The organism is Oceanospirillum maris DSM 6286, assembly GCF_000422865.1.
GTDB lineage: Bacteria > Pseudomonadota > Gammaproteobacteria > Pseudomonadales > Halomonadaceae > Oceanospirillum > Oceanospirillum maris.
Genome location: NZ_KE383936.1, coordinates 108,790 through 129,207, shown reverse-complemented (window position 1 = coordinate 129,207; position 20,418 = coordinate 108,790). Strand labels below are relative to the sequence as shown.

Genomic DNA, 20,418 nt, shown 5'->3' with positions numbered 1-20,418 from the left:
ATTCGCTACGATTTTAATCGTATCATGCAAAAATGGCTCCAGCCTTTTTAGCATAATAATGACCTATCCCGCACGTAAGACCTGAAGCGGAGGCTGGCTTACGACATGACGCGTACCCCAAAGACCCGCAGCAGTAATAATGACCACCCCAGATAAAGGCAGCACCAACCAATGAGTAAAGCTGAGACTATAATCGAGATCAAATAGATTTCGGTAAAGTAAAAAGGCGGTTAATTCCGAACCTAATAGCGCAAGTACTCCAGCGACAATACCTAAGATGATAAATTCAATACATTGAATACGTCGAATCATACGGCCAGAGGCTCCTAAAGTACGGTACAAAGCACCTTCTCGTAGACGTTCATCTAGGCTGTTTTTGACCGCGGCCAACAACAACACTAGGCCGCTAAGCAAGGTAAAACCAAGCATCACTTCAATGGCCATCGTCACCTGCTGCAAAATCTGACGGACTTGGTCTAAAATCTGGCCAATATCCAGCAGGGACACCGCAGGAAAAGCTTTAACCATTTGTGCCACTAAGCCTCGCTGATCTTCCGGTAAGAAGAAGCTAGCAAGCAGCGTTTGCGGCATGTTTTCAAGCACCCCAGGTGGCGTAATCACATAAAAATTGGGCTGAAAATTATCCCAGTTTACCTGACGAATATTGGTTACTTCACCGGTAATCACCTGACCTGTAAAATTAAAGCTTAGGGTATCGCCTAATCCTAAACTCAAGCGTTCTGCCATACCGGCTTCTAATGATAACGGTACAGGATCATCAGCCTTAAGCTGAATATTCTCAGGCCACCAACGACCCGCAATGACTTGGTTATCATCCGGTATTTGAGCATGCCATGTTAGGTTTAGCTCTCGATGTAGTGCGTTATCTTCCCTTGCGTCTTTAGGTACCGCTTGCTGGGCCGGAAGGCCATTAATATCGCTCAAACGCCCTCTGACAATAGGGTACAACGGTGAGTGACGAATACCGGCGTTATCAAGTCGTTGTGTAAACTCAACTTGTTCATAAGGCTGAATATTAATCGCAAAATAGTTAGGGGCATTTTCCGGTAACTGTTGCTGCCAACTCGCCAATAAATCATTACGAATCAGGGCCACGAGCGCCACCACCATCAGCACTAAACCAAAGGCCATTACCTGTGGTAAAGCGGTCTGTTTATGACTGTACAAACTGCGTACAGCTAATCTAGCCCGCATCGGCAATACTGGCCCTACCTTTTTCAGGAGATAAAATAATCCTAGGGTTAATACCGCTGAGAGCACCAGCACCGCGACCAAACCTAAGGTCAGCCATAGAGTGAGACGTGCATCAGAACTGTACCAATAGATCATCACCACTAAGGCCATTAATGCCAAGCCATAAACAACCATAGAAGAGGGCGTGGTCATCTCAAGATCTCTACGGAATACCCGCAGAGGAGAAACATTTCTTAGCTGCCTTAGGGGAGCGCTGGCAAAGCCGATCAACAACAAAAGGCCGGTTCCTATGGCTAAAACCCAAGGCTCCCAACCCGCTGGAGGTAATGCGATAGGAACCAAGCCTGCAACAGCTTGAATGCCAAGCGCCTGTAAACTAAAGCCCAGTAGTGCACCAACGGTTGCGGCAACAAAACCCAATACCAATAATAAGCGCAGATAAATACCGCCCATAACCGGTGCTGCAAAGCCGAGGCTAGCCATAACGGCAACCGTATCTTGCCGACGACGGGCAAAGCGACTGGCCGCCATAGCCACCGCGACACCTGATAGTATCACCGCACCGATACTGGCTAACTGTAGGTAGCGTTGGGCACGATCTAGGGCGGAGCCGACCGAGGGGCTATCCTCTCGAATATCCAGTAGGCGGTGAGACGGTTCTAACCGCTCTTCCAGCCAGTTTTTAAAATGATCAACTTGTGTCATATCACCAGCAAACATATAGCGATAACGCACCCGGCTACCGGGTTGAATAACACCGGTGGCTTCAACATCAGAAAAATGGATTAATGCCCGTGGGTTAAAGCTCATAAAGCCGCCGCCGCGATCAGGCTCTTTGCTAATAATTCGAGTGATAGTAAAAAGCTCACGACCAATTTCAATATCACTGCCGATACGGGCATCTAAGGCGCTCAACAAGCGCCGGTCAACCCAAACCTCACCCGAAGCCGGTAATGCACCCTCAGTTGATACAGACGCTGATTTAAGCTCAGATGATTCCAGATCTAGGATCGGCTCTAACTCCAATCCCCCTTTTAAGGGATAACCGCTATCCACCGCTTTTACCGCAGAGAGCTGAAAACCTTCATCCCCTGCAACCATGCTGGTAAATTCTAGGCTAGAAACCGCTTTTAACCCCTGGGTTTCGGCCTCTGTCAGCCAGCTAGCATCCACGGCTCTAGAGCTGCGCAAAACTAAATCGCCTCCCATTAACTGTGCGGCCTGTTGCTCCATACCACGCTGCAAGCGATCGGCAATAAAGCCGGTCAACGCGACGGTCATAACCGCCAGCACCAGTGCAGAAAAAAGAAGGTTTAAATCCCCTGAGCGCCACTCACGTAGTAACAGTTTAAGGGCCATTGACCATTGTTTGACGGGCTTTGGCTTTTGTAACTTTCGTTCCGATGTCGGCAATACGGCAGAGGGCATATTAAACCCCCGCCTTAGTGCTGATGTCTTCGTGCAACAAGCCATCTTTTAGGGTTAAGCGTCGCTGGCAGTGCTGGGCTAAAGTCACATCATGGGTGACAAGAATAAGTGTCGTACCTTGATCTCGGTTTAAATTAAACAATAGATCAATAATAGATTGGCCTGTCACGCTATCTAAATTCCCTGTTGGTTCATCGGCAAACAGCACCAAAGGATCACCGGCAAAGGCACGGGCAATAGCCACACGTTGTTGCTCCCCTCCAGACAGTTGTCGTGGGTAATGCTTGATACGCGCCCCTAAACCAACCCGCTCCAACCACTGCTTTGCCTTGATGTGATAATCAGGATCACCGGCTAGCTCTAACGGTAACATCACGTTTTCCAGTGCGGTTAAATGCTCTAATAGCTGAAAAGATTGGAAGACGAAGCCTACTTGCTGGCGCATCAAAGCTCGTCCTTCTTCATCTAACTGGCTTAGGGGTTGGTCGTTTAGCCAAATCTCACCGCCGGATGACTGATCTAGCCCCGCCAACAACCCCAGCAGGGTTGATTTGCCCGCACCGGAACTTCCTAGGATAGCGACACTCTCACCGGCATAGATTTGGCATTCAACACCTTGCAAAATTTGCAAAGGCTGACCATCCGCATCGGTGACGGTGCGCATCAGTTTTTCAGTACGAATAACAGAGCGACGGCCAACCACTAACGGATCAACGCCACTGACGGCTGCAGTCGGATCTGTGTTAGCATTTTGGTCATGGGATTCAGAAGCGGGAGCATTCATGATATTTCAACATCCTTTCACTGTAGGCATGGCGGCTATTGGCCGTCGATCAGTCATTCTTTGTACGTGTGTATTGCTGATCAGTTTTTTAGCCTTTATTCCAACCAGTTATGGCGCGGAAAAAAAGTTACTGGTTTTAGGCGATAGCATTAGCGCCGGTTATGGTTTAAGCCAAGGCCAAGGCTGGGTAACACTGCTTAAAAAACGTCTTGTCCAGCAGGGCTATGACTATCAAGTAGTCAACGCCAGCATCAGTGGCGAAACCACCCAGGGAGGGCTAACGCGATTGCCAGAACTGTTACGACAACATCAGCCGGATCTGGTTCTTATCGAATTAGGGGGTAATGATGGCCTGCGAGGACTTCCTCTCACGTTAATGCGCAACAATCTTAGCCGTATGATCGATCTTAGCCAAAAAGCCGGTACGCAACCTCTGTTGCTGGGTATTCAGCTACCGCCCAACTATGGCCGTCGTTATACCGCTGCCTTTAGCGCTATTTACCCTGAACTAGCGGAAGAAAAACAGGTGCCTTTCGTCCCCTTTATTTTGGAAAAGATTGCCCTTTACCCTGAGCTAATGCAGGCGGATGGCATTCACCCCAAGGCTCAAGCGCAACCGCAGCTACTAAATAATATCTGGCCCAGTCTTAACCCTTTGTTGTCCAAAGCGCCTTAATCGAAAAGTTATGCTAACCATCCAATAGGCTTAAGGCATCCTCTCTCGCCTCAACCAAAGCAAAACGAGGTTGTAACGTGCCGTCAATATCAACATGCTCGATAAACATCGTTAAGGGGCGCACCCACAAACCATGATCGCCATAGAGTGCCCGATAGATCACCAGCACTTCTTCTGTTTCGCTATGGGTTGCCTCACCTAGCACCCGATAGCGTGCGCCTTTGTAGTGCTGGTAAATCCCTGTTTGAATCGCCATCAATATCTCCTGCAGCTCTAGCTTTTAACGCGAGCTCTTAAATCTAGCCTTTATCCAGACTTCTCATATAAAGCGATCTAGTCTTGAACGGTGGCCTTTAGAGCCGCTTTTTGTGCAGCACTTTTATGTTGCTGTATGAATAGACCCGCAATGATAAAGCCTAGCCCGATCAAAGTAGAAGGGTAAATGGTTTCACCCAAAAAGCTAAAGATTAGAATCAAAGAGATAAAAGGCGATAGAAAAATTAAATTACTGATTTTTGCCGTTTGTGTGGTTAAACGCATCGCTTGTAACCAGCAGACAAAAGCCAACCCCATCTCAAATATACCGACATAAGCGGCGGCGGCAATGCCCTGCCAGCTTGGCATCACCAACAGCTCCAAATAAGCGTTAACGATCAGCAAAATAGGCAACGCCATAATAAAGTTCAGCATCAAACCAACGATGGGTTCACGTTGATCTCGGGTATTTAAGATCCAGTAACCGGCCCAGATAAATGTGCTGATCAGCGCCAAACTAACACCGAGTAAATGACTAAACTCCAAGCCTAACACATTGCCTCGGGTTGCAATGACAAGAACACCTCCGTAGCAGATAAACCCTGCAATCAGGTCCTGTGGCCGTAATTTTTGCCCTAAAAAGGGCACCGATAGAAAGGCCAGTGTTAACGCCCAAGAATAGTTCAATGCCTGAGCTTCTTGGGCGGGCAGAAGGTCGTAGGCACCAAACAAGACTAAATAATACAGCGCCGGATTTAATGCACCATATAGCAGAGATGCTGACCATTCTTTACGGCTTAATTGCTTAACATGTCCCCATTTACCCTGCCAACTAACCACCATCATCAAGACCGCAATAGAAAATACCGATGCCCATAGCAGCAGTTGAGCGGGCTGTAGGTGTTGTAAGGCGATTTTAAATGCTGTGGCTACCGTAGACCACATGCCCACGGCCATTAGCGCATAGATGAGTGCCCGTTTTTCCCGAGCCTGACGGTCAGACATAAATACTCCTCTATAATCAGTCACAATCTATTATTAACCAAAAACTGTCTCAGCCATAAAATATGACCGCGATAAGATGATACGTTGACGTTAACGGAAAGGTTCGGCTTGGGTTAAACCGGCCAGATGGTATAGTCTTTTATCAGGCTTACTCCGTAATCTGTTTTGACGGCTCATTGAGTGGAGACAAAGATGACCAGCCCAACCCCAAAAACCCCACTGACGCTTAGCGACATACAGGCGGAACAACACCTATTCCGTCAGCGCTGTAACACCTTGATTCTTGCCACTTTAAATAGTGATCAGTGGCCTGAAGCCAGCTACGCGCCTTTTATCGAAGATGAGGTTGGTAACCACTATATTTTTGTCAGCGAACTTGCGGCCCATACTCAGCATCTGCTTGATAATAAAAAGGTTTCTTGGATGCTAATTGCCGATGAGCAGGATACCCGACAACTGTTCGCCCGTCAGCGTTTCACCTGTCTTGGTCATGCGGAATTAATCCCTCGGGATCAGGCAGAGTTTTCCGACCGCCTGGAACAGATGCAAGAGCAGTTTGGCGATATTATTAATTTGCTGAAAGGTTTAGCGGATTTTCACCTATTAAAACTGAGCCCTAAACAAGCCACTTATGTTCGTGGTTTTGGTCAAGCTTATACGTTATCAGGTAAAGGCCTAAATCAGATCGAACATCTAAAACGTTAAGCGGTTAATTTTTGGGCTGCACAGGCGAATCAGAATGACCTAGAGATCGCTCAGGATCAATGGCATCGCGGATACGTTGCTTAATTGCTTTAGATTCAGGGAAACCACCATCTGCTTTTCGCTCCCATAACAGGGTTTGACTCGGTGTCTCGCCCACTAGGCTGTTTAGCCAGATTTCGTAACGGCCACCGGTTGACGGAGCTAAAGCAACTTCCGCTAAATCATCACTAAAGGTATGCAGAATTTCCTGAGCGATCCACGCCGCCCGTAGCATCCAGTTGCACTGAGTACAGTAGTGGATCGTAATTTTATATTTGTGATTCACGGGATTCTCCTTCAAAAAGCATAAAACCCCCGTCTCACAATGAGCACGAGGGTTTTAGCCATCAAACCAATACGCTTTAAGGCATCGAACAAAGCCTTAGCCGTCTGCGTTAATCGACTTAATAATGGCCGCTAACGAGTCTATCGCGTGGTCATTATCGACCTGACAGGTCCCTGCATTTAAGTGGCCACCACCACCGTATTGCAAGCAAAGCTCGCCAACATTGGTATTTGAACTACGGTCAAGAATTGACTTACCAACAGCAAACACGGTGTTTTGCTGCTTTAAGCCCCACAAGACATGAATGGAAATATTGCACTCAGGAAAGAGCGCATAAATCATAAAGCGGTTGGTGGCCCAAATGGTTTCTTCATCACGTAGATCAAGCACAACTAAGTTATCGTGAACCGTACTGCAGCGCTTAATCTGTTCAACAGCTTTGGTTTCCTGCTCAAAGTACAGCTCCACACGCTCTTTAACATCTTCTAGCTTTAAGATGTCATCAATATTGTGGTTTGCACAGTAATCGATCAACTGCATCATCAGCTGATAATTGGAGATACGGAACTCACGGAAACGGCCTAGGCCTGTACGAGCATCCATCAGGAAGTTCATTAGAACCCAACCCTCAGGATGTAGAATCTCTTCACGGTTAAACTGGGCAGCGTCACCCTTGTCCACCGCTTCCATCATATCATCCCAAGATGCTGGGAATTTATCCGCACCACCGTAGTAATCATAAACAACACGGGCAGCGGAAGGGGCGTCGGGATCAATAATATGATTATCAATGCTGCTATCGTTACGCAGCGTTTCACTTAAATGGTGATCAAAGGCCACATGACAGCCTTTTACATAAGGCAGGTTAGTGGTGATATCTGAACCTGTAATCTCAATTTTTCCATCCTGCATATCTTTTGGATGCACAAATAGAATGTCATCAATCATATCAAGGTGTTTTAACAACACCGCGCACACCAGCCCGTCAAAATCACTGCGGGTAACCAGTCGGAACTTTTGACCAGACATCAGCCTCTCCTGTAAATACGACAGATACGCCCTAACAGCGCACCTATCCTGTTAAATATATTGAGGCTAAACATATCATTTATCTAAACCCCAGAGAACCAGAAAACCCCATAACCTATAGGTTTGTTGCTAGTATGTAATTAACTAAAATCAACCTAAAAGAGGGTTATTTCCTGTTATACAGCATAATCATGTCCATTTGAGCCGTCCGTAAAAACTCTTAAAGCTATTTCAAAACCATCTAAAAACCAGCGTCATCACTAGCATAAATGCGACTACAAATAGATGCATCTGTTACGAAGGTTCACAAAAGCATCTTTTACTAATAAAATTAGCACGTTAACAGGATATTCTGTTAAATCAGTCACATTTCCTTGAAAAACTATACATAAAAAGCTGCATTTGCTTGCAAAGATATACAATGCGCACAGCAATAGCGTGCTAGAATTTATTGCATAGGGTGAATCGTCCTGCAAGGAGTCGCAGGGGAATATCACAGGGCTAAAACTAGGAATTAAAAGGGGTCGAGCATTATGCAACTTACCCGTCAAACAGACTACGCAATCCGAGTACTTATGTTTTTGGGCGTACAGCAGTCTGATGAACTGGTAACCATCAGTGATATCGCGTATCACTTCGAAATTTCGCGTAATCACTTGATGAAGATTGTTCATAAATTAGGGCAACTCGGCTATATCCAAACCGTTCGCGGTAAGTATGGCGGCATGCGCATTAATATGGAAGCAGAAGAGATTTCAATCGGCAAGATGATTCGTGACTTTGAAACATCTCTGGAAATTGTTGATTGTGAGAAACTTATCTATCCTTTAACGGGCTCTTGCGACATGAAGCCAATGCTGAGTAAAGCTCGTGATGCATTTTTAGGCGTAGTTGACGAATATACTCTTCGTGATCTGCTTAAAAATCCAACGGATATTCGTACATTACTAGGTTTAGACCTAAAAGAAGGTGAATTGCCAGTACAAGTGATGGCTGCATCCTAAGCTTATAGAAATAAGTTGACGTTGATTCTTCACTTAGCATACCAAAATAGCGCATCGTCATTATGCTTAATGACGATGCGCTATTTTTTTGTCTCTAATATTCCTCTATCCACCCTTGCCATACCATACTTGGCATAACCTCATTAGCTCAGCTAGATCAACATCGGATCAATCACTTACCAATGGTTGCTATTTGCCGCTTAAGTCTGACGCTTATTTAAAGTAATATAAGGCTCTTTTTACGATATATGTTGGGTGGGTAAAGCCCACTTTGGCACCGACGCAGGGATGGATCTGCTCTCGGCTTCTCGTTATTGTCAGCATCAAGGATCAGTTGGTATCTTTTATGAAAATTCGTTCTTTTTTTACCAGCCTAAGTGCCGCTATTACACTCGGCATCAGTACACTTTGCATCAGTACGCAGGCGATGAGTGATATCAGCTTAACCTACCAATCTGTAAAAACGCCTGAGCACCGAAGTACTATTTTGGTCAGTGAAGATTTTATTCGTTTTGAAAACCCCATGGCACCGGATTTCTTTATGCTGTTTGATGTAAAGCAGCAGTACATGACCCTTGTTGACAGTGAAAAGAACAGTTACAGCGTGCTTGATCGCGAAACCTTAGAAAGCTTATCAGAACAGATTGAAGTGACTCGAAAAGCAATTATGGCTGAATTGAAGGCCAGCATGAAGGTTGCTAACGATGAAGAAAAAGAGCAGATGGCGGAAATTCTTGAGCAGATTCAACTACTGGCTCAAGCCCCTCAGCAGGAGATGATTGAGTACCGTCGTTTAGGTGATGAAACAGAGATTAGCGGTTATCCATGCCAAATGATTGATGCCCTCGTCAATGGGGAAAGCCAGGCAAAACTCTGCGTCGCGAATTCAAACGATGTGGGTGTGCCTGACAGCGCCATGCACACACTGGAATCTTTCCATAATTTTTCCAGCAGCGTGCATCAACAGCTTAACCCCGGAGACACCACAGAGCTTTTATTTGTGATGAATAGCAAAAACCAGCTCCCTGTATCCATTCAGCGAACCTACCCTGCCAGTGCCGTTGATGAATATCGCTTGGTGCAAGTTCAAACCTTAACCATTCCAAAATCAGCTTTTAAAGTCCCTATGGCTTATGAAGAAAAAGATATCGAAGATGCATTTATTGTTGAGTAACGTCGGCAAAAAAGCTAGAAAAAGTAGCTTTTCAAATACTTCTCTTTGATATCACAATAAAGCCTCTGCAATTTTTTTTGCCGAGGCTTTATTTTTTTCTTTACCAGAATTTAAATTCCGTCTATATAAGCATCAGAAATTAACCTTTTTCTGGAGAGACTTATCAATGGGCCGTGAGGGCGTATCCTTTGATGATACCGATGATATTTTTGATGACACCGATGATGTGACTGTTGAAGACGCCGAAGAAAAGGAGTTGAGTAAAAAAACAGGATCATTAGATAAACGCCGTATGATCGAAGACCGTCTTGAGCAGCGACAGCTTAAGAAAACGATTGCTGATTATTACGATTATGACGACTGGGACAAAGATGACTAAAACCTGAAATAAGCCATTTGAATATTAATGCCTAGCTTCGCTGGTCTTTCGTAACATCGACCATTTTAGCGTCTGACTCTGGTGGCTCACAAGCGTCCTGCTTCTGAGCCTCTTGTTGTTTTAGTATCTGACGTTGGCACTCTAATACTCTAGCAATACTGTCTTCTAGTCGGTCTAAGCGTGATGCAACCCTATCAACGCGCTTGAGCAGTTCCGCTTCCTTGTCAATAACGCCCTCCTCCTCTTGGGAGAGGAAAAAGACAGAGAAACTTGCGGTCAACAGAGACAACAATCCAATACCTAATAAAATAAGTATTGTGGCAAAGAACTTCCCCGTTGCACTAGAAGGGACTACATCGCCATATCCCACAGTGGTCACCGTTACTAGCGCCCACCAAATCCCTTCCCAAGGCGAATCTATGGCAGGATCAATAACCGATATAAACGTGCCAGAAAGGCCAACAAATATCGCACTAATGAGCAGAGTCGTACCTAAATTATTACGGGCCAGAATTGCATGAATCGTTGAACTCATCGGCATTAAGAGTGACAGGATCAACACAACCCGCAGCATACGCAACACAATCGCCATAGAGCTGTCGCCCCATAAAATCGGCAACCCTAGAACAAGAATAACAATATTCATCCAGTTTCTTTTTAGGTAAACCCTGCGCCGATCAACCAAGAAGGTAAGCAGTAGTGTCTCCGCTAGGAAAAAAAACCAGATCAGTAAATCACTAAGACGGTGCAACAGCTGATGAATATCACCCATTAAGCTTAAGTACCAAGCGATAAGCATCCAGAGAGCCATAAACAGCATTGGCCATTCTAGCCTCTGGGCCCATAGCCTCGCCCTGGGATTCTCATCGGCAGAAACCCCCGCCAACCCGAGCCAGCGCCCCAGAAAAGAGGTCGATTTTAGAGCGCTAGCCATCGATTTGAGCCATAGCGCGGGGATAGTTACCGAGAATTCTACGCCCCCACCAAAGGCCAAATAGCATACTTGGCCCCCACATCAGAATACCGTAAATAACCGGAGGTACAGACATGACGCTGTTACCTAAAATAGCGCCGGTAACTAAAAGTGCGGTGCCACCATTTTGCACTCCAACCTCAATCCCAATCGTCAGTTGCTGAGGGCCGTTAAGACCATTAAAACGGGCAAACAGATACCCCAATAACAGAGCCAAGCTATTCAGCATAACAACCGGCCAACCAACAGCGGCAAGAAACTCTGGCATCTGCGCCCAGTGCTTTGACACAATCCCCACAATAACCAGCGCCAAGAAAGCGATTGAAAGGGGTTTAACAACATTAGCCAGCACCTGACTGAGTTCCGGCTTTGTTCGATGCAACCACATGCCAATAGAGACAGGTACAACAGTGATAACAAACAGTCGCAACATGGTTTGGGCAATAGGGAGTTCAACGGGTTGGGAAGCGCCTAACCAGTAATCGAGCGACCACTGCGTTAATAACGGCATAGAGAAAGGTGTAATAATAGAAGCAAACGCCGTTAGCGTAATCGATAGAGCCACATCACCTCGGCTTAAAAACGTCATCATATTAGACGTGGCACCGCCGGGGGCAAACGATAATACCATCAGGCCAATAGCTAACTCTCGTGGCATTTGAAAAAGAGAGACAACGCCAAAGGCCAATAAAGGCACAAGCAGCACCTGTCCCATTAAGCCGACAAAGACCGCCTTAGGTAGGGTAAAAACTCGACCAAAATCAGCAGGCATCAAGGTCATACCCATACCCAGCATAATAATAAAAAGGGCGGCAGGAAGAACCACCCCTAACAGCACTCCGTTGGACATGGTAATAAATTCCTTCAGCAACCCTTTCTTTACCTACTTACTGCTATCAAGCGATAACGCTATAGCTCAATGACAGCTCAATAACGATGCATACAGATTAGTTACCAGAATCTTCTAAATCGTCAACACTGGCTGATTTCAATCCATTTTGGTAATCCAGGTCAAAGACCATTACCGCTGGGGACAACTCAATAAAACGTTCAAACTGAGCAACATTCAGCTCAGGCCAGAAAGATTCATCTTCCTCCCAAGATTTTAGCTCATTCTCTAAAATGTTTAACCAATACTCCTCAACCATTTCTTTAAGCTGGTCTTCATCTTCAATTTCGGGAACCAGATAAACCGTAGCTTCTTCGTTAACATCAGCCAGCGTCAGCGGCTCACTGCCTTCCTCAAGATTGTTAATCCAGTCAACAAATTCCTGAGTCAGTTTTACAGTCATTGCAGAACGATTAAGCATCTTCATGGTGTGTCTCCAGACAGTCCTTTACGAACCTGACAAAAGTTATTCAGTCGGTTAGCCGACTCAAATAAAAAACAAGCCGCCTACTGTAACAGTTGATGGCCAATAAAGCAGGGGATAAACAAAACCCCAGCATTCAAAGAATACTGGGGCGAAAAATTACTTAGAATCCGCTTCTGGTCGCATATGCGGAAATAACAGCACATCACGAATCGACGGTGCGTTGGTAAAGAGCATGACTAGGCGATCGATACCGATACCTTCACCAGCGGTCGGTGGCAGGCCGTATTCCAAGGCACGAATATAATCGTGATCATAGAACATTGCTTCGTCATCACCGGCATCTTTCTCAGCAACCTGACGTTCAAAACGCTCCGCCTGATCTTCCGCATCATTCAGCTCCGAGAAACCGTTAGCGATCTCACGGCCGCCCACGAAGAACTCAAAGCGATCGGTGACAAAAGGGTTGTCATCGTTACGACGGGCCAGTGGTGATACTTCAGCAGGGTATTCGGTAATGAAAGTCGGCTGCATCAGACGATGCTCGGCCACTTCTTCAAAGATTTCAGTGTGCAGCTTACCCAGACCCCAGATCGGCTTAACATCAATCTTCAGGGACTCAGCGACTTTCTTCGCAGATTCCAAATCCTGCAGACTCTCTTCAGTGATCTCTGGCGCGTACTTCAGAATTGATTCGATCATGGTCATACGTACAAACGGCTGACCAAAATCGTAGGTGTCTTCTTGGTACTGAACCACGGTATCACCTAGAACATCCTGAGCGATAGTGCGCAGCATATCTTCAGTCAGATCCATCAAATCCTTGTAGTCAGCGTATGCTTCATAGAACTCCAGCATAGTAAATTCTGGATTGTGACGGGTCGACAGACCTTCGTTACGGAAGTTACGGTTAATTTCAAATACTTTCTCGAAGCCGCCCACAACCAAACGCTTCAAATAAAGCTCTGGAGCAATACGCAGATACATATCACGATCCAGTGCATTATGATGCGTCGTAAACGGTCGGGCTGTAGCACCACCGGGTATCACCTGCAGCATCGGTGTTTCCGCTTCCATATAACCACGCTGACTCAGGTAGTTGCGAATACCGCTGACAACTTTGGCGCGAATCTGAAAGGCTTTGCGGGATTCTTCATTCATGATCAGATCAACGTAACGCTGGCGATAGCGCAGTTCCTGATCCGTCAATCCGTGGAATTTGTCCGGCAGTGGGCGCAGAGCCTTTGTCAGCAATTCACACTCTTCAATATAAACGTACAGATCGCCCTTGCCCGATTTATGCACAGGGCCGGTGGCACCGACGATATCACCAAAATCCCAGCTTTTAATATCGGCACGGACATCTTCAGGCAGCGCTTTCTTATCCACATACAATTGGATTTGGCTGCTCATATCTTGAATAACAATAAAAGGGCCACGCATACGCATGATACGACCGGCTACAGATGCCTTACGGTTCAGCTGCTCCAGCGCGTCCTTATCCTTATCACCCAGCTCATCTTGAAGCTCAGCGGCCAGTGCATCACGGCGGAAGGTGTTAGGAAAAGCGTTACCTTTTTCGCGACGCTCAGCTAGCTTGGCACGGCGCTCGGCAATCAGTTTGTTCTCTTCTGCTGCCGCTGCGGCGCTATCAAGGGGAGTATCTTGCTGCTGTTCTGTAGCCATGGGTCTTTATCATCCAAAACAAATGTAAAATCGGATTATTCAGCGCGAACCTGAGTTCGCGCGCTTATCTGCAGAGGCGTAACTAATTACAGCCCCTGCTTCAGGCTCGCTTCAATAAAGCGATCCAGATCGCCATCAAGAACCGCCTGAGTATTGCGGTTTTCAACACCGGTGCGTAAGTCTTTAATGCGGGAGTCGTCCAGTACGTAAGAACGGATCTGGCTACCCCAGCCAATATCAGACTTAGTATCTTCCAGCGCCTGCTTCTCAGCGTTGCGCTTTTGCATCTCTAATTCATAGATTTTGGCCTTCAACTGCTTCATCGCACGATCACGGTTAGCATGTTGAGAACGCTCTGTTTGGCAGGATGCTACGACACCGGTCGGCTCGTGGGTAATACGTACCGCAGAGTCGGTGGTGTTAACGTGCTGACCACCCGCACCTGATGAGCGATAGGTATCCGTGCGAAGATCCGCAGGGTTGATATCCACTTCAAAGCTGTCATCCACTTCTGGCGAAACAAACACAGAAGCAAACGACGTATGGCGACGGCCACCGGAATCAAAGGGCGATTTGCGTACTAGGCGGTGAACGCCAGTTTCAGTACGTAGCCAACCATAGGCGTACTCACCTTCGAAACGAATGGTTGCACCTTTAATACCCGCTACATCCCCTGCGGTCACTTCAATCAATTCGGTTTTAAAACCGTGGGCATCACCCCAGCGCAGAAACATACGCAACATCATGTTGGCCCAATCCTGAGCTTCTGTACCGCCAGAGCCAGATTGAATATCTAAGTACGCGTTGCTCTCATCCATTTCACCGGAGAACATCCGGCGAAACTCTAGCTTTTCAAGCTGAGCTTTAAGATTAGCTAGTTCAGATTCAACCTCTGTGACCGTACCTTCATCGTCTTCTTCAACGGCTAAATCCAGTAGGTCTCGTGCATCCACCAAACCGGTATCAAGGTTGTCGATGGTTTCTACCACTAATTCAAGGCCAGAGCGCTCTTTGCCTAAAGCTTGGGCTCGTTCTGGTTCATTCCAGACTTCTGGTTGTTCCAGTTCGCGGTTGACTTCTTCTAGGCGGTCTTTCTTTTCAGCGTAGTCAAAGATACCCCCTAAGAACATCTGTCCGCTCAGACAGGTCCTTAATGAGATTATTAATCGGGTTGATTTCTAACATGGTGCCAAAAACTCACAAAAAGTAGGGATCAAAAAAAGATCGTTTCGAAAACGACACTTCGGCTAAGCCTAGGTTAAAGGTTAAAAAAACCGTTAAAAGTTAAAAAAACCAGAGCTGAGAAAGTGCATCCGAAAAACAAGAGAGTAATTCTAACGAATCCCCCCACGACCTACCAGCAATACAGCGCGGGTTGGCATAACTGAATCGGCACCACAGGTCACCGAATACAGCGCACAAGTTATCGAATAAGATGCACAAGTTAGAAGATGCCCTTAAAATGAACAGATTCGCGGATGCAATGCATACCGTCGCCATGGCAGAATATGTCTTACCGATTCAGCGTTAGGAAAAAACACATGCAGATCAAGGTCAAGCCGGTCAGCGGTCAGCGGTTAGAGATCCAACTGGCGCAAAGTCAGTTATTACTCCCTGAACAAGCCTGTAAAGAAATGCGCGATGCGCTGGTAGGACAGCTTGAACAGTTTGCCCTGCACCCGAAATCACGCTGGGAAGAGGCAAGAGAACAATTTCAGCAATTACTGCCAGCACTCACCCACTTAGAGCAGTTTAATGATAATGAACTATCACTGTTATTAAGAGAGTTTGATTTCACCTTGCTGTATCGCCTTGCCCAAAGCAAACAAATGAGTAGCTTGATTGAAAAGATCGAAACCGCCTTAGGCCGCCGTGAGATAGACCGGCTTATCCAAGGGGCCGAAAAACTACCCCTAAAACCGCTTTGGGAAGTAAACGAACGCCTTCAAGGCTTGATTCGCACCATAGAGCGCATGACGGACGAAGGTGAAATTCGCCCTCCTCGCATGGCCGCTAAAGACAATGCCACACCGGATAATATCGCTTTACCGATGAGCAATGACGCAGCGTTTATTCGTCAGCTTTTAACGAAACTTGACGGCTTTCCTGAAAAGGCTTTATTTGCTGTATTCAAACAAGTACCACCGCGCCAATTGGCTAAGTTATGGTTTATTTGCGAAGAGATGTCAGAAACAAGCTTACTGAATAAATTTCTCAAGCTGATACCTAAGCCTATGCAAGAAAAACTAAAGCCTGCTAAACCAAGCCAGATTGCGCCGACTGATGCCCGTAAAACAGCCCAGATGGTGATTGAGGTTGTTAAAGGCCTGCAGAAGAAAAAAGCCCCTTCGGATGAAGCCAAAAAGAATACCGGCCCAGTTCTTACTTAAGCAAATACGGAGTTAGCCACTATGGCCTTTGAAGTCCTTACCCTCGGCGAACACCATTACCGTGTTAGCCAAGACTTTTTTTCTGTGCAGCTAGAGCTTATAAATGCCCTAGAGCTGGTATCAAAGCTGGATGAACAATTGGGCTTAAACCCGCCACAATCTCAAGGCGAACCCAATTTTATTCTCCTGTGTCGTAAGCTGTTAACCACTCTCACTCACATGGACAATAGAAGTATGCAGCATCTAATGCATACCGCCACCCGTGATCAATTAGTCCATGTCATGCGAACGGTAAGAGGCACTAAGCTCGAAAATCGGTTAATGACCCACACCACCAAGCGTAACTGCCAAGCGATTCAATCCGATGTACTTTACAATCAGCCCATTAAACCGATGGAAGCCCTGCGGGCCTATACTGACTTCTTTGCCCTCGTTGAGCGTCTTGTTGATGAAGAGCAAATCACTTTAATTGACCCCCACGGAGAGTATTACTAAGCCGCGGCTTGATTCATGTAGATTAGAGGCAGGGTTGAAGATAGGGTCAAAGATAGAGTCTTTGTGAAGTTTGAAGCCCTAATGCCTTACTTTAATTCTTTCTTTGTGACTTCAAAAAAAAGACCTTGAAGCATTTGCTTCAAGGTCTTTTTAATAACACAGGTCTAAATCCCAAAATCCTTTAAAGCAACTTAACGGCGTTTCTTACGCTCGTCACGGGCTTCTTTTGTCATATTCAACTGACGATCTTTAGCCTTCTGGCGATCATCTTTATCCGTATTGTCATACGGGTTATGACCAGAGCGGAATTCAAACCGAATCGGTGTACCTTTAACTCTCAATACCTTACGGAAGGTATTGGTCAGGTAACGTCTGTAGCTCTCTGGGATCGCATCGGTTTGGCTGCCATGTACCACAATAATCGGTGGATTTTTACCGCCTTGGTGTGCATAACGTAGCTTAATACGGCGACCACGAACAACCGGTGGTTGGTGCTCTTTTACCACGTCTTCCAAGATGGTAGTCAATCGGTTAGTCTGCCAATGGCTCATGGCCGATTCGAAGGCATTATTGACCGATTTATATAAATGCCCAACACCCGTACCGTGTAAGGCAGAGATAAAGTGGATATCAGCATAATTAACAAAACCAAGACGACGATCCACATCTTCTTTAATTTTGTCTTTGATGTTTACATCCAGGCCATCCCATTTGTTAACCGCAATCACCAAGGCTCGGCCACTTTCCAGAACAAAGTCCAGTAAGTGTAGGTCTTGCTCAACAATACCGGTTTGGGCATCAATAACCATCACTGCAACGTTACATTCACGTACCGCTTCTAGTGTTTTAATAATCGAGAATTTTTCTGCAATTTCGGTGACGTTTTTACGACGACGAATACCAGCAGTATCAATCAGGGTATATTCCTGACCATCCCGTTCAAACGGAATAGAAATAGCATCACGGGTAGTACCTGGCTGATCAAAAACAACTACTCGGTCTTCACCCAAGATTCGGTTCACCAGTGTGGATTTACCCACATTAGGACGACCAATAACACCAATACGAACGCCTTTGTGTTTCAGTTGCGCGTGAAGCGCCTCCTCTTCTTCATCAAGCTCTGGATACGGCTCCAAAACATGTTGAATCATCGCCGTTACATTACGACCGTGGGCCGCTGCAATGGCGATTGGGTAACGTTCCATACCCAATGCAAAAAACTCAGCCACAACCACATCGGGATCAGAACCATCCGTTTTATTAACGATCAGCCAAGCCTCTTTACCTTTCTCACGCAAGTGTTGGGCGATCATTTGATCCGCCACATTGAGGCCCGCACGACCATCCACCATAAAGAGAACGATGTCTGCTTCTTCAATCGCTAATAAAGACTGTCCCGCCATTGCGGAGTCAATACCATCTTCATCGCCGCTGATACCGCCCGTATCAATTACGATATAAGGCTTACCACCGACCTTACCTTCACCGTATTTCCGGTCGCGAGTTAGACCAGAAAAATCAGCCACTAAGGCATCCCGGCTACGGGTAAGACGATTAAAAAGTGTTGATTTGCCCACATTTGGGCGGCCAACTAAAGCAATAACAGGATTCATTCAGATATCTTCAGTTCTTCAAAAGGTCTGCGCACGCAGAAAAATGTCACGCTGCTGCTACCTACTGACGGCCAATTGCAATCAGGCGGCCATTCACCGCTACAGCGTATAAAATAGTGTCAGTGGCAATAAGCGGCTGCTCAATACCACTGGCATCTGCCTCAATACGGCCCACAATGTGGCCATCCGTTAAAGAGACAAGATGGATAAAACCCTCATAATCCGCTACGACTAGCGTGTCACCCCACACAACAGGAGCCGTTAACCGACGACCACTTAGTGCATTTTGGTTCCAGAGTACGCCTCCAGAACGGGCATCCAACGCAACGATATTACTGGCTTCATCCACATATAAAATATTGCCAAAACCTTCCACCGCAGGGTAATAACTAGAGTCTTTACGCTCCCAGATACCACGCCCACTTGAAGGGTCTAAAGCAATTAAACGTCCTTGATAACTGGTAACAACCAGCATTCCTTTACTCGTCAGCAAAGGTTGGCCGTCCACATCAACCAAGCGTTCAATATCAGTTCTACCCGTGGGCACAGCTGCCCGTATATCCCAAGCTAACTGACCATTACGGTTATCAATAGCCACCACGCGACCATTAGCAAAGCCAGTAAACGTTGCAGAAGGCACAACTAACGGTGTTGCCGTTCCGTGCAATGTTAACAATGGCTCGGTACTTTCATAATTCCACAGAATACGACCTGTACGCTCATCCAGCGCTGCAACCTTGCCATCTGCCGTTTGCACCACGAGCTGGTGGGAGGAATTATTAACCTGAGGTGGTGATAGGACTTCTGTACTTAAGCGTGTGCGCCAAAGAATTTGTCCACCCGTGGCCGATAAAGCCATCACTTCACCATTCTGGGTTCCCACATAGAGCTGCTCCTGATTATAGCTAAGACCTGAGCTGGCACCACTATCAAGCTTTGCTTCCCATAGAAAAGTACCTTTGTCGCGCTGCCATGCGGTTAAATGACCATCACGATCAATGGCAAAAATCCGTTCATCAGCAACAACAGGAGGCAATAGATAGCCTAACTCCCCAGCTCCTTTTGCCGCAAAATCCTGCCAAACGATATCCAACTCAACGCGATCTTCCGCGCTCACATTAATATCCGTTAGCAATTTAGGTGGGTACTGCGGCTCTGGCAAGCTACCACAGCCAGCCAAAAGCAAACATAAAACCGGAGTCAGCCAGCGCAACATATCAGGCTCCTAGATCTGCCAGTTTCATTTCGATTACAGGTCGAGCAACACCAGATGTATTAAAAGCGGTCTTCGCTTTTTCATAGGCGTTACGAGCATCATCGTTACGCCCCATTTCAGCCAGAATATCACCCTTTAACTCTTCAGCATTGCCAGTATAAGCACTTGTTACCAAGCCATTAAGTAGATCTAGCGCTTGCTGAGACTTGTCTTGCTGCCATAGAATTTGAGCTTCACGCACGGAGGCGATCTCTTTAATCAATGGCGTTACCGCTTCAGCTTGCGCTTTCTTTAATACGGTTAATGCAGCATCAAGCTGTTGATCATCTACCAGTAATTTTGCTTCAAACAGGGCCGCATAACTCGCGTATAGCGTTTCTTTGTGCTCTTCTTGCAATGTGACCGCAAGATGCTGAGCCGTAGCTCGCTCTTCATCCGTTAGTTCAGGTTTGTTCATTACATTCATTAGCTGTTCATAGGCGGAAGAGGCCGCTTGCGCACTCGCCGCTTGATCAGCTTGCCACCATTTCCAACCACCGATAGAACCTACGGATAAAATCAAAGCAATAATGATCGCTTTACCATTATCTCTCCACCAATGTTTGATTAATTCAATCTGTTCTTCTTCGGTACGTAACTCAGTCACCGGATATCTCCTGTGGCAATCTGTTCCTGAAAAAAGCCTGTGCATCAAGCTTTTACAAAAATGCTATTTAAAAATAAAGTGCTATTCTGACAGAATTATCTAGTTCA

The 20,418-nt window shown here is 46.3% G+C and carries 21 protein-coding genes; 7 read left to right on the top strand and 14 right to left on the bottom strand.

Annotated features, from left to right (window positions below; all coding sequences use genetic code 11):
• Positions 1-63: 63 nt before the first annotated feature.
• Both G517_RS0112575 and G517_RS0112570 read right to left on the bottom strand, forming a co-directional pair.
• Entirely contained in the window at positions 64-2,643 is a 2,580-nt protein-coding gene (locus G517_RS0112575; protein ID WP_051206376.1) for an ABC transporter permease, read from the bottom strand.
• Between the two features lies 1 nt (position 2,644).
• Entirely contained in the window at positions 2,645-3,427 is a 783-nt protein-coding gene (locus G517_RS0112570; RefSeq protein WP_084632206.1) for an ABC transporter ATP-binding protein, read from the bottom strand.
• On the opposite strand from G517_RS0112570, the gene G517_RS0112565 reads away from it, so the two are divergent.
• On the top strand, positions 3,426-4,103 hold the full coding sequence (locus tag G517_RS0112565; RefSeq protein ID WP_245543249.1) for an arylesterase: 678 nt from the start codon (positions 3,426-3,428) through the stop codon (positions 4,101-4,103). The two genes, G517_RS0112570 and G517_RS0112565, sit on opposite strands and share 2 nt — an antisense overlap.
• A gap of 13 nt (positions 4,104-4,116) precedes the next feature.
• Here G517_RS0112565 and G517_RS19075 read toward each other — a convergent pair whose 3' ends face one another.
• Together G517_RS19075 and G517_RS0112555 are read right to left on the bottom strand one after the other, a co-directional pair.
• Complete coding sequence (locus G517_RS19075) at positions 4,117-4,359, bottom strand: DUF1653 domain-containing protein (protein ID WP_028304695.1); 243 nt, start codon at positions 4,357-4,359, stop codon at positions 4,117-4,119.
• Between the two features lie 77 nt (positions 4,360-4,436).
• Entirely contained in the window at positions 4,437-5,363 is a 927-nt protein-coding gene (locus G517_RS0112555; RefSeq protein WP_028304694.1) for a DMT family transporter, read from the bottom strand.
• 192 nt (positions 5,364-5,555) lie between these two features.
• Here G517_RS0112555 and G517_RS0112550 point away from each other — a divergent pair, with 192 nt between their 5' ends.
• Complete coding sequence (locus G517_RS0112550) at positions 5,556-6,068, top strand: HugZ family pyridoxamine 5'-phosphate oxidase (RefSeq protein ID WP_051206375.1); 513 nt, start codon at positions 5,556-5,558, stop codon at positions 6,066-6,068.
• A gap of 4 nt (positions 6,069-6,072) precedes the next feature.
• Here G517_RS0112550 and G517_RS0112545 read toward each other — a convergent pair whose 3' ends face one another.
• Together G517_RS0112545 and G517_RS0112540 are read right to left on the bottom strand one after the other, a co-directional pair.
• Positions 6,073-6,393, bottom strand: a complete 321-nt coding sequence (locus tag G517_RS0112545) for an Rdx family protein (protein ID WP_028304692.1) — start codon at positions 6,391-6,393, stop codon at positions 6,073-6,075.
• 96 nt (positions 6,394-6,489) lie between these two features.
• Positions 6,490-7,422, bottom strand: a complete 933-nt coding sequence (locus tag G517_RS0112540) for a DHH family phosphoesterase (protein ID WP_028304691.1) — start codon at positions 7,420-7,422, stop codon at positions 6,490-6,492.
• A 533-nt stretch (positions 7,423-7,955) separates the two neighbouring features.
• On the opposite strand from G517_RS0112540, the gene G517_RS19070 reads away from it, so the two are divergent.
• The 3 genes from G517_RS19070 to G517_RS19065 all read left to right on the top strand — a co-directional run bounded on the left by G517_RS19070 (position 7,956) and on the right by G517_RS19065 (position 9,979).
• A complete protein-coding gene (locus G517_RS19070) occupies positions 7,956-8,426 on the top strand; it encodes an RrF2 family transcriptional regulator (RefSeq protein ID WP_051206374.1) in 471 nt (156 codons plus the stop codon).
• A 346-nt stretch (positions 8,427-8,772) separates the two neighbouring features.
• On the top strand, positions 8,773-9,600 hold the full coding sequence (locus G517_RS0112530) for a DUF4412 domain-containing protein (protein WP_028304690.1): 828 nt from the start codon (positions 8,773-8,775) through the stop codon (positions 9,598-9,600).
• A 166-nt stretch (positions 9,601-9,766) separates the two neighbouring features.
• Positions 9,767-9,979 carry a PA3496 family putative envelope integrity protein gene (locus tag G517_RS19065; RefSeq protein WP_036591469.1) on the top strand — a complete coding sequence of 71 codons (213 nt, stop codon included), beginning with the start codon at positions 9,767-9,769 and terminating at the stop codon, positions 9,977-9,979.
• Between the two features lie 31 nt (positions 9,980-10,010).
• Here the strand turns inward: G517_RS19065 and G517_RS19060 are convergent, their stop codons facing one another.
• The 5 genes from G517_RS19060 to prfB all read right to left on the bottom strand — a co-directional run bounded on the left by G517_RS19060 (position 10,011) and on the right by prfB (position 15,136).
• Entirely contained in the window at positions 10,011-10,913 is a 903-nt protein-coding gene (locus G517_RS19060) for an ion channel (RefSeq protein ID WP_051206373.1), read from the bottom strand.
• Entirely contained in the window at positions 10,906-11,802 is an 897-nt protein-coding gene (locus tag G517_RS19055) for a bile acid:sodium symporter family protein (RefSeq protein ID WP_036591467.1), read from the bottom strand. The genes G517_RS19060 and G517_RS19055 overlap by 8 nt, the downstream gene beginning before the upstream one ends.
• Positions 11,803-11,899: 97 nt before the next feature.
• Entirely contained in the window at positions 11,900-12,268 is a 369-nt protein-coding gene (locus G517_RS0112510) for a hypothetical protein (RefSeq protein ID WP_028304689.1), read from the bottom strand.
• 156 nt (positions 12,269-12,424) lie between these two features.
• Positions 12,425-13,951 carry a lysine--tRNA ligase gene (gene lysS, locus G517_RS0112505; protein WP_028304688.1) on the bottom strand — a complete coding sequence of 509 codons (1,527 nt, stop codon included), beginning with the start codon at positions 13,949-13,951 and terminating at the stop codon, positions 12,425-12,427.
• A gap of 86 nt (positions 13,952-14,037) precedes the next feature.
• A protein-coding gene (prfB, locus tag G517_RS19050; protein WP_102043371.1) for a peptide chain release factor 2 occupies positions 14,038-15,136 on the bottom strand; the annotation gives its coding sequence in 2 pieces (ribosomal slippage) (positions 14,038-15,060 and positions 15,062-15,136; 1,098 coding nt in all).
• A 356-nt stretch (positions 15,137-15,492) separates the two neighbouring features.
• Here prfB and G517_RS0112495 point away from each other — a divergent pair.
• Both G517_RS0112495 and G517_RS0112490 read left to right on the top strand, forming a co-directional pair.
• Positions 15,493-16,341 (top strand): hypothetical protein, encoded by an 849-nt coding sequence (locus tag G517_RS0112495; protein WP_028304687.1) that lies wholly within the window; start codon positions 15,493-15,495, stop codon positions 16,339-16,341.
• A 21-nt stretch (positions 16,342-16,362) separates the two neighbouring features.
• Positions 16,363-16,836: a FliG C-terminal domain-containing protein gene (locus G517_RS0112490; RefSeq protein ID WP_028304686.1), complete on the top strand. Its 474-nt coding sequence runs from the start codon at positions 16,363-16,365 to the stop codon at positions 16,834-16,836.
• A gap of 191 nt (positions 16,837-17,027) precedes the next feature.
• Here G517_RS0112490 and der read toward each other — a convergent pair whose 3' ends face one another.
• From der to G517_RS0112475, 3 genes are all read right to left on the bottom strand, one after another.
• Positions 17,028-18,449, bottom strand: coding sequence for a ribosome biogenesis GTPase Der (gene der / locus G517_RS0112485; protein ID WP_028304685.1), 1,422 nt, complete (start codon positions 18,447-18,449; stop codon positions 17,028-17,030).
• Positions 18,450-18,510: 61 nt separating this feature from the next.
• Positions 18,511-19,665, bottom strand: coding sequence for an outer membrane protein assembly factor BamB (gene bamB / locus G517_RS19045; protein ID WP_036591461.1), 1,155 nt, complete (start codon positions 19,663-19,665; stop codon positions 18,511-18,513).
• A 1-nt stretch (position 19,666) separates the two neighbouring features.
• Positions 19,667-20,311 carry a YfgM family protein gene (locus tag G517_RS0112475; RefSeq protein WP_028304684.1) on the bottom strand — a complete coding sequence of 215 codons (645 nt, stop codon included), beginning with the start codon at positions 20,309-20,311 and terminating at the stop codon, positions 19,667-19,669.
• Positions 20,312-20,418: the final 107 nt, after the last annotated feature.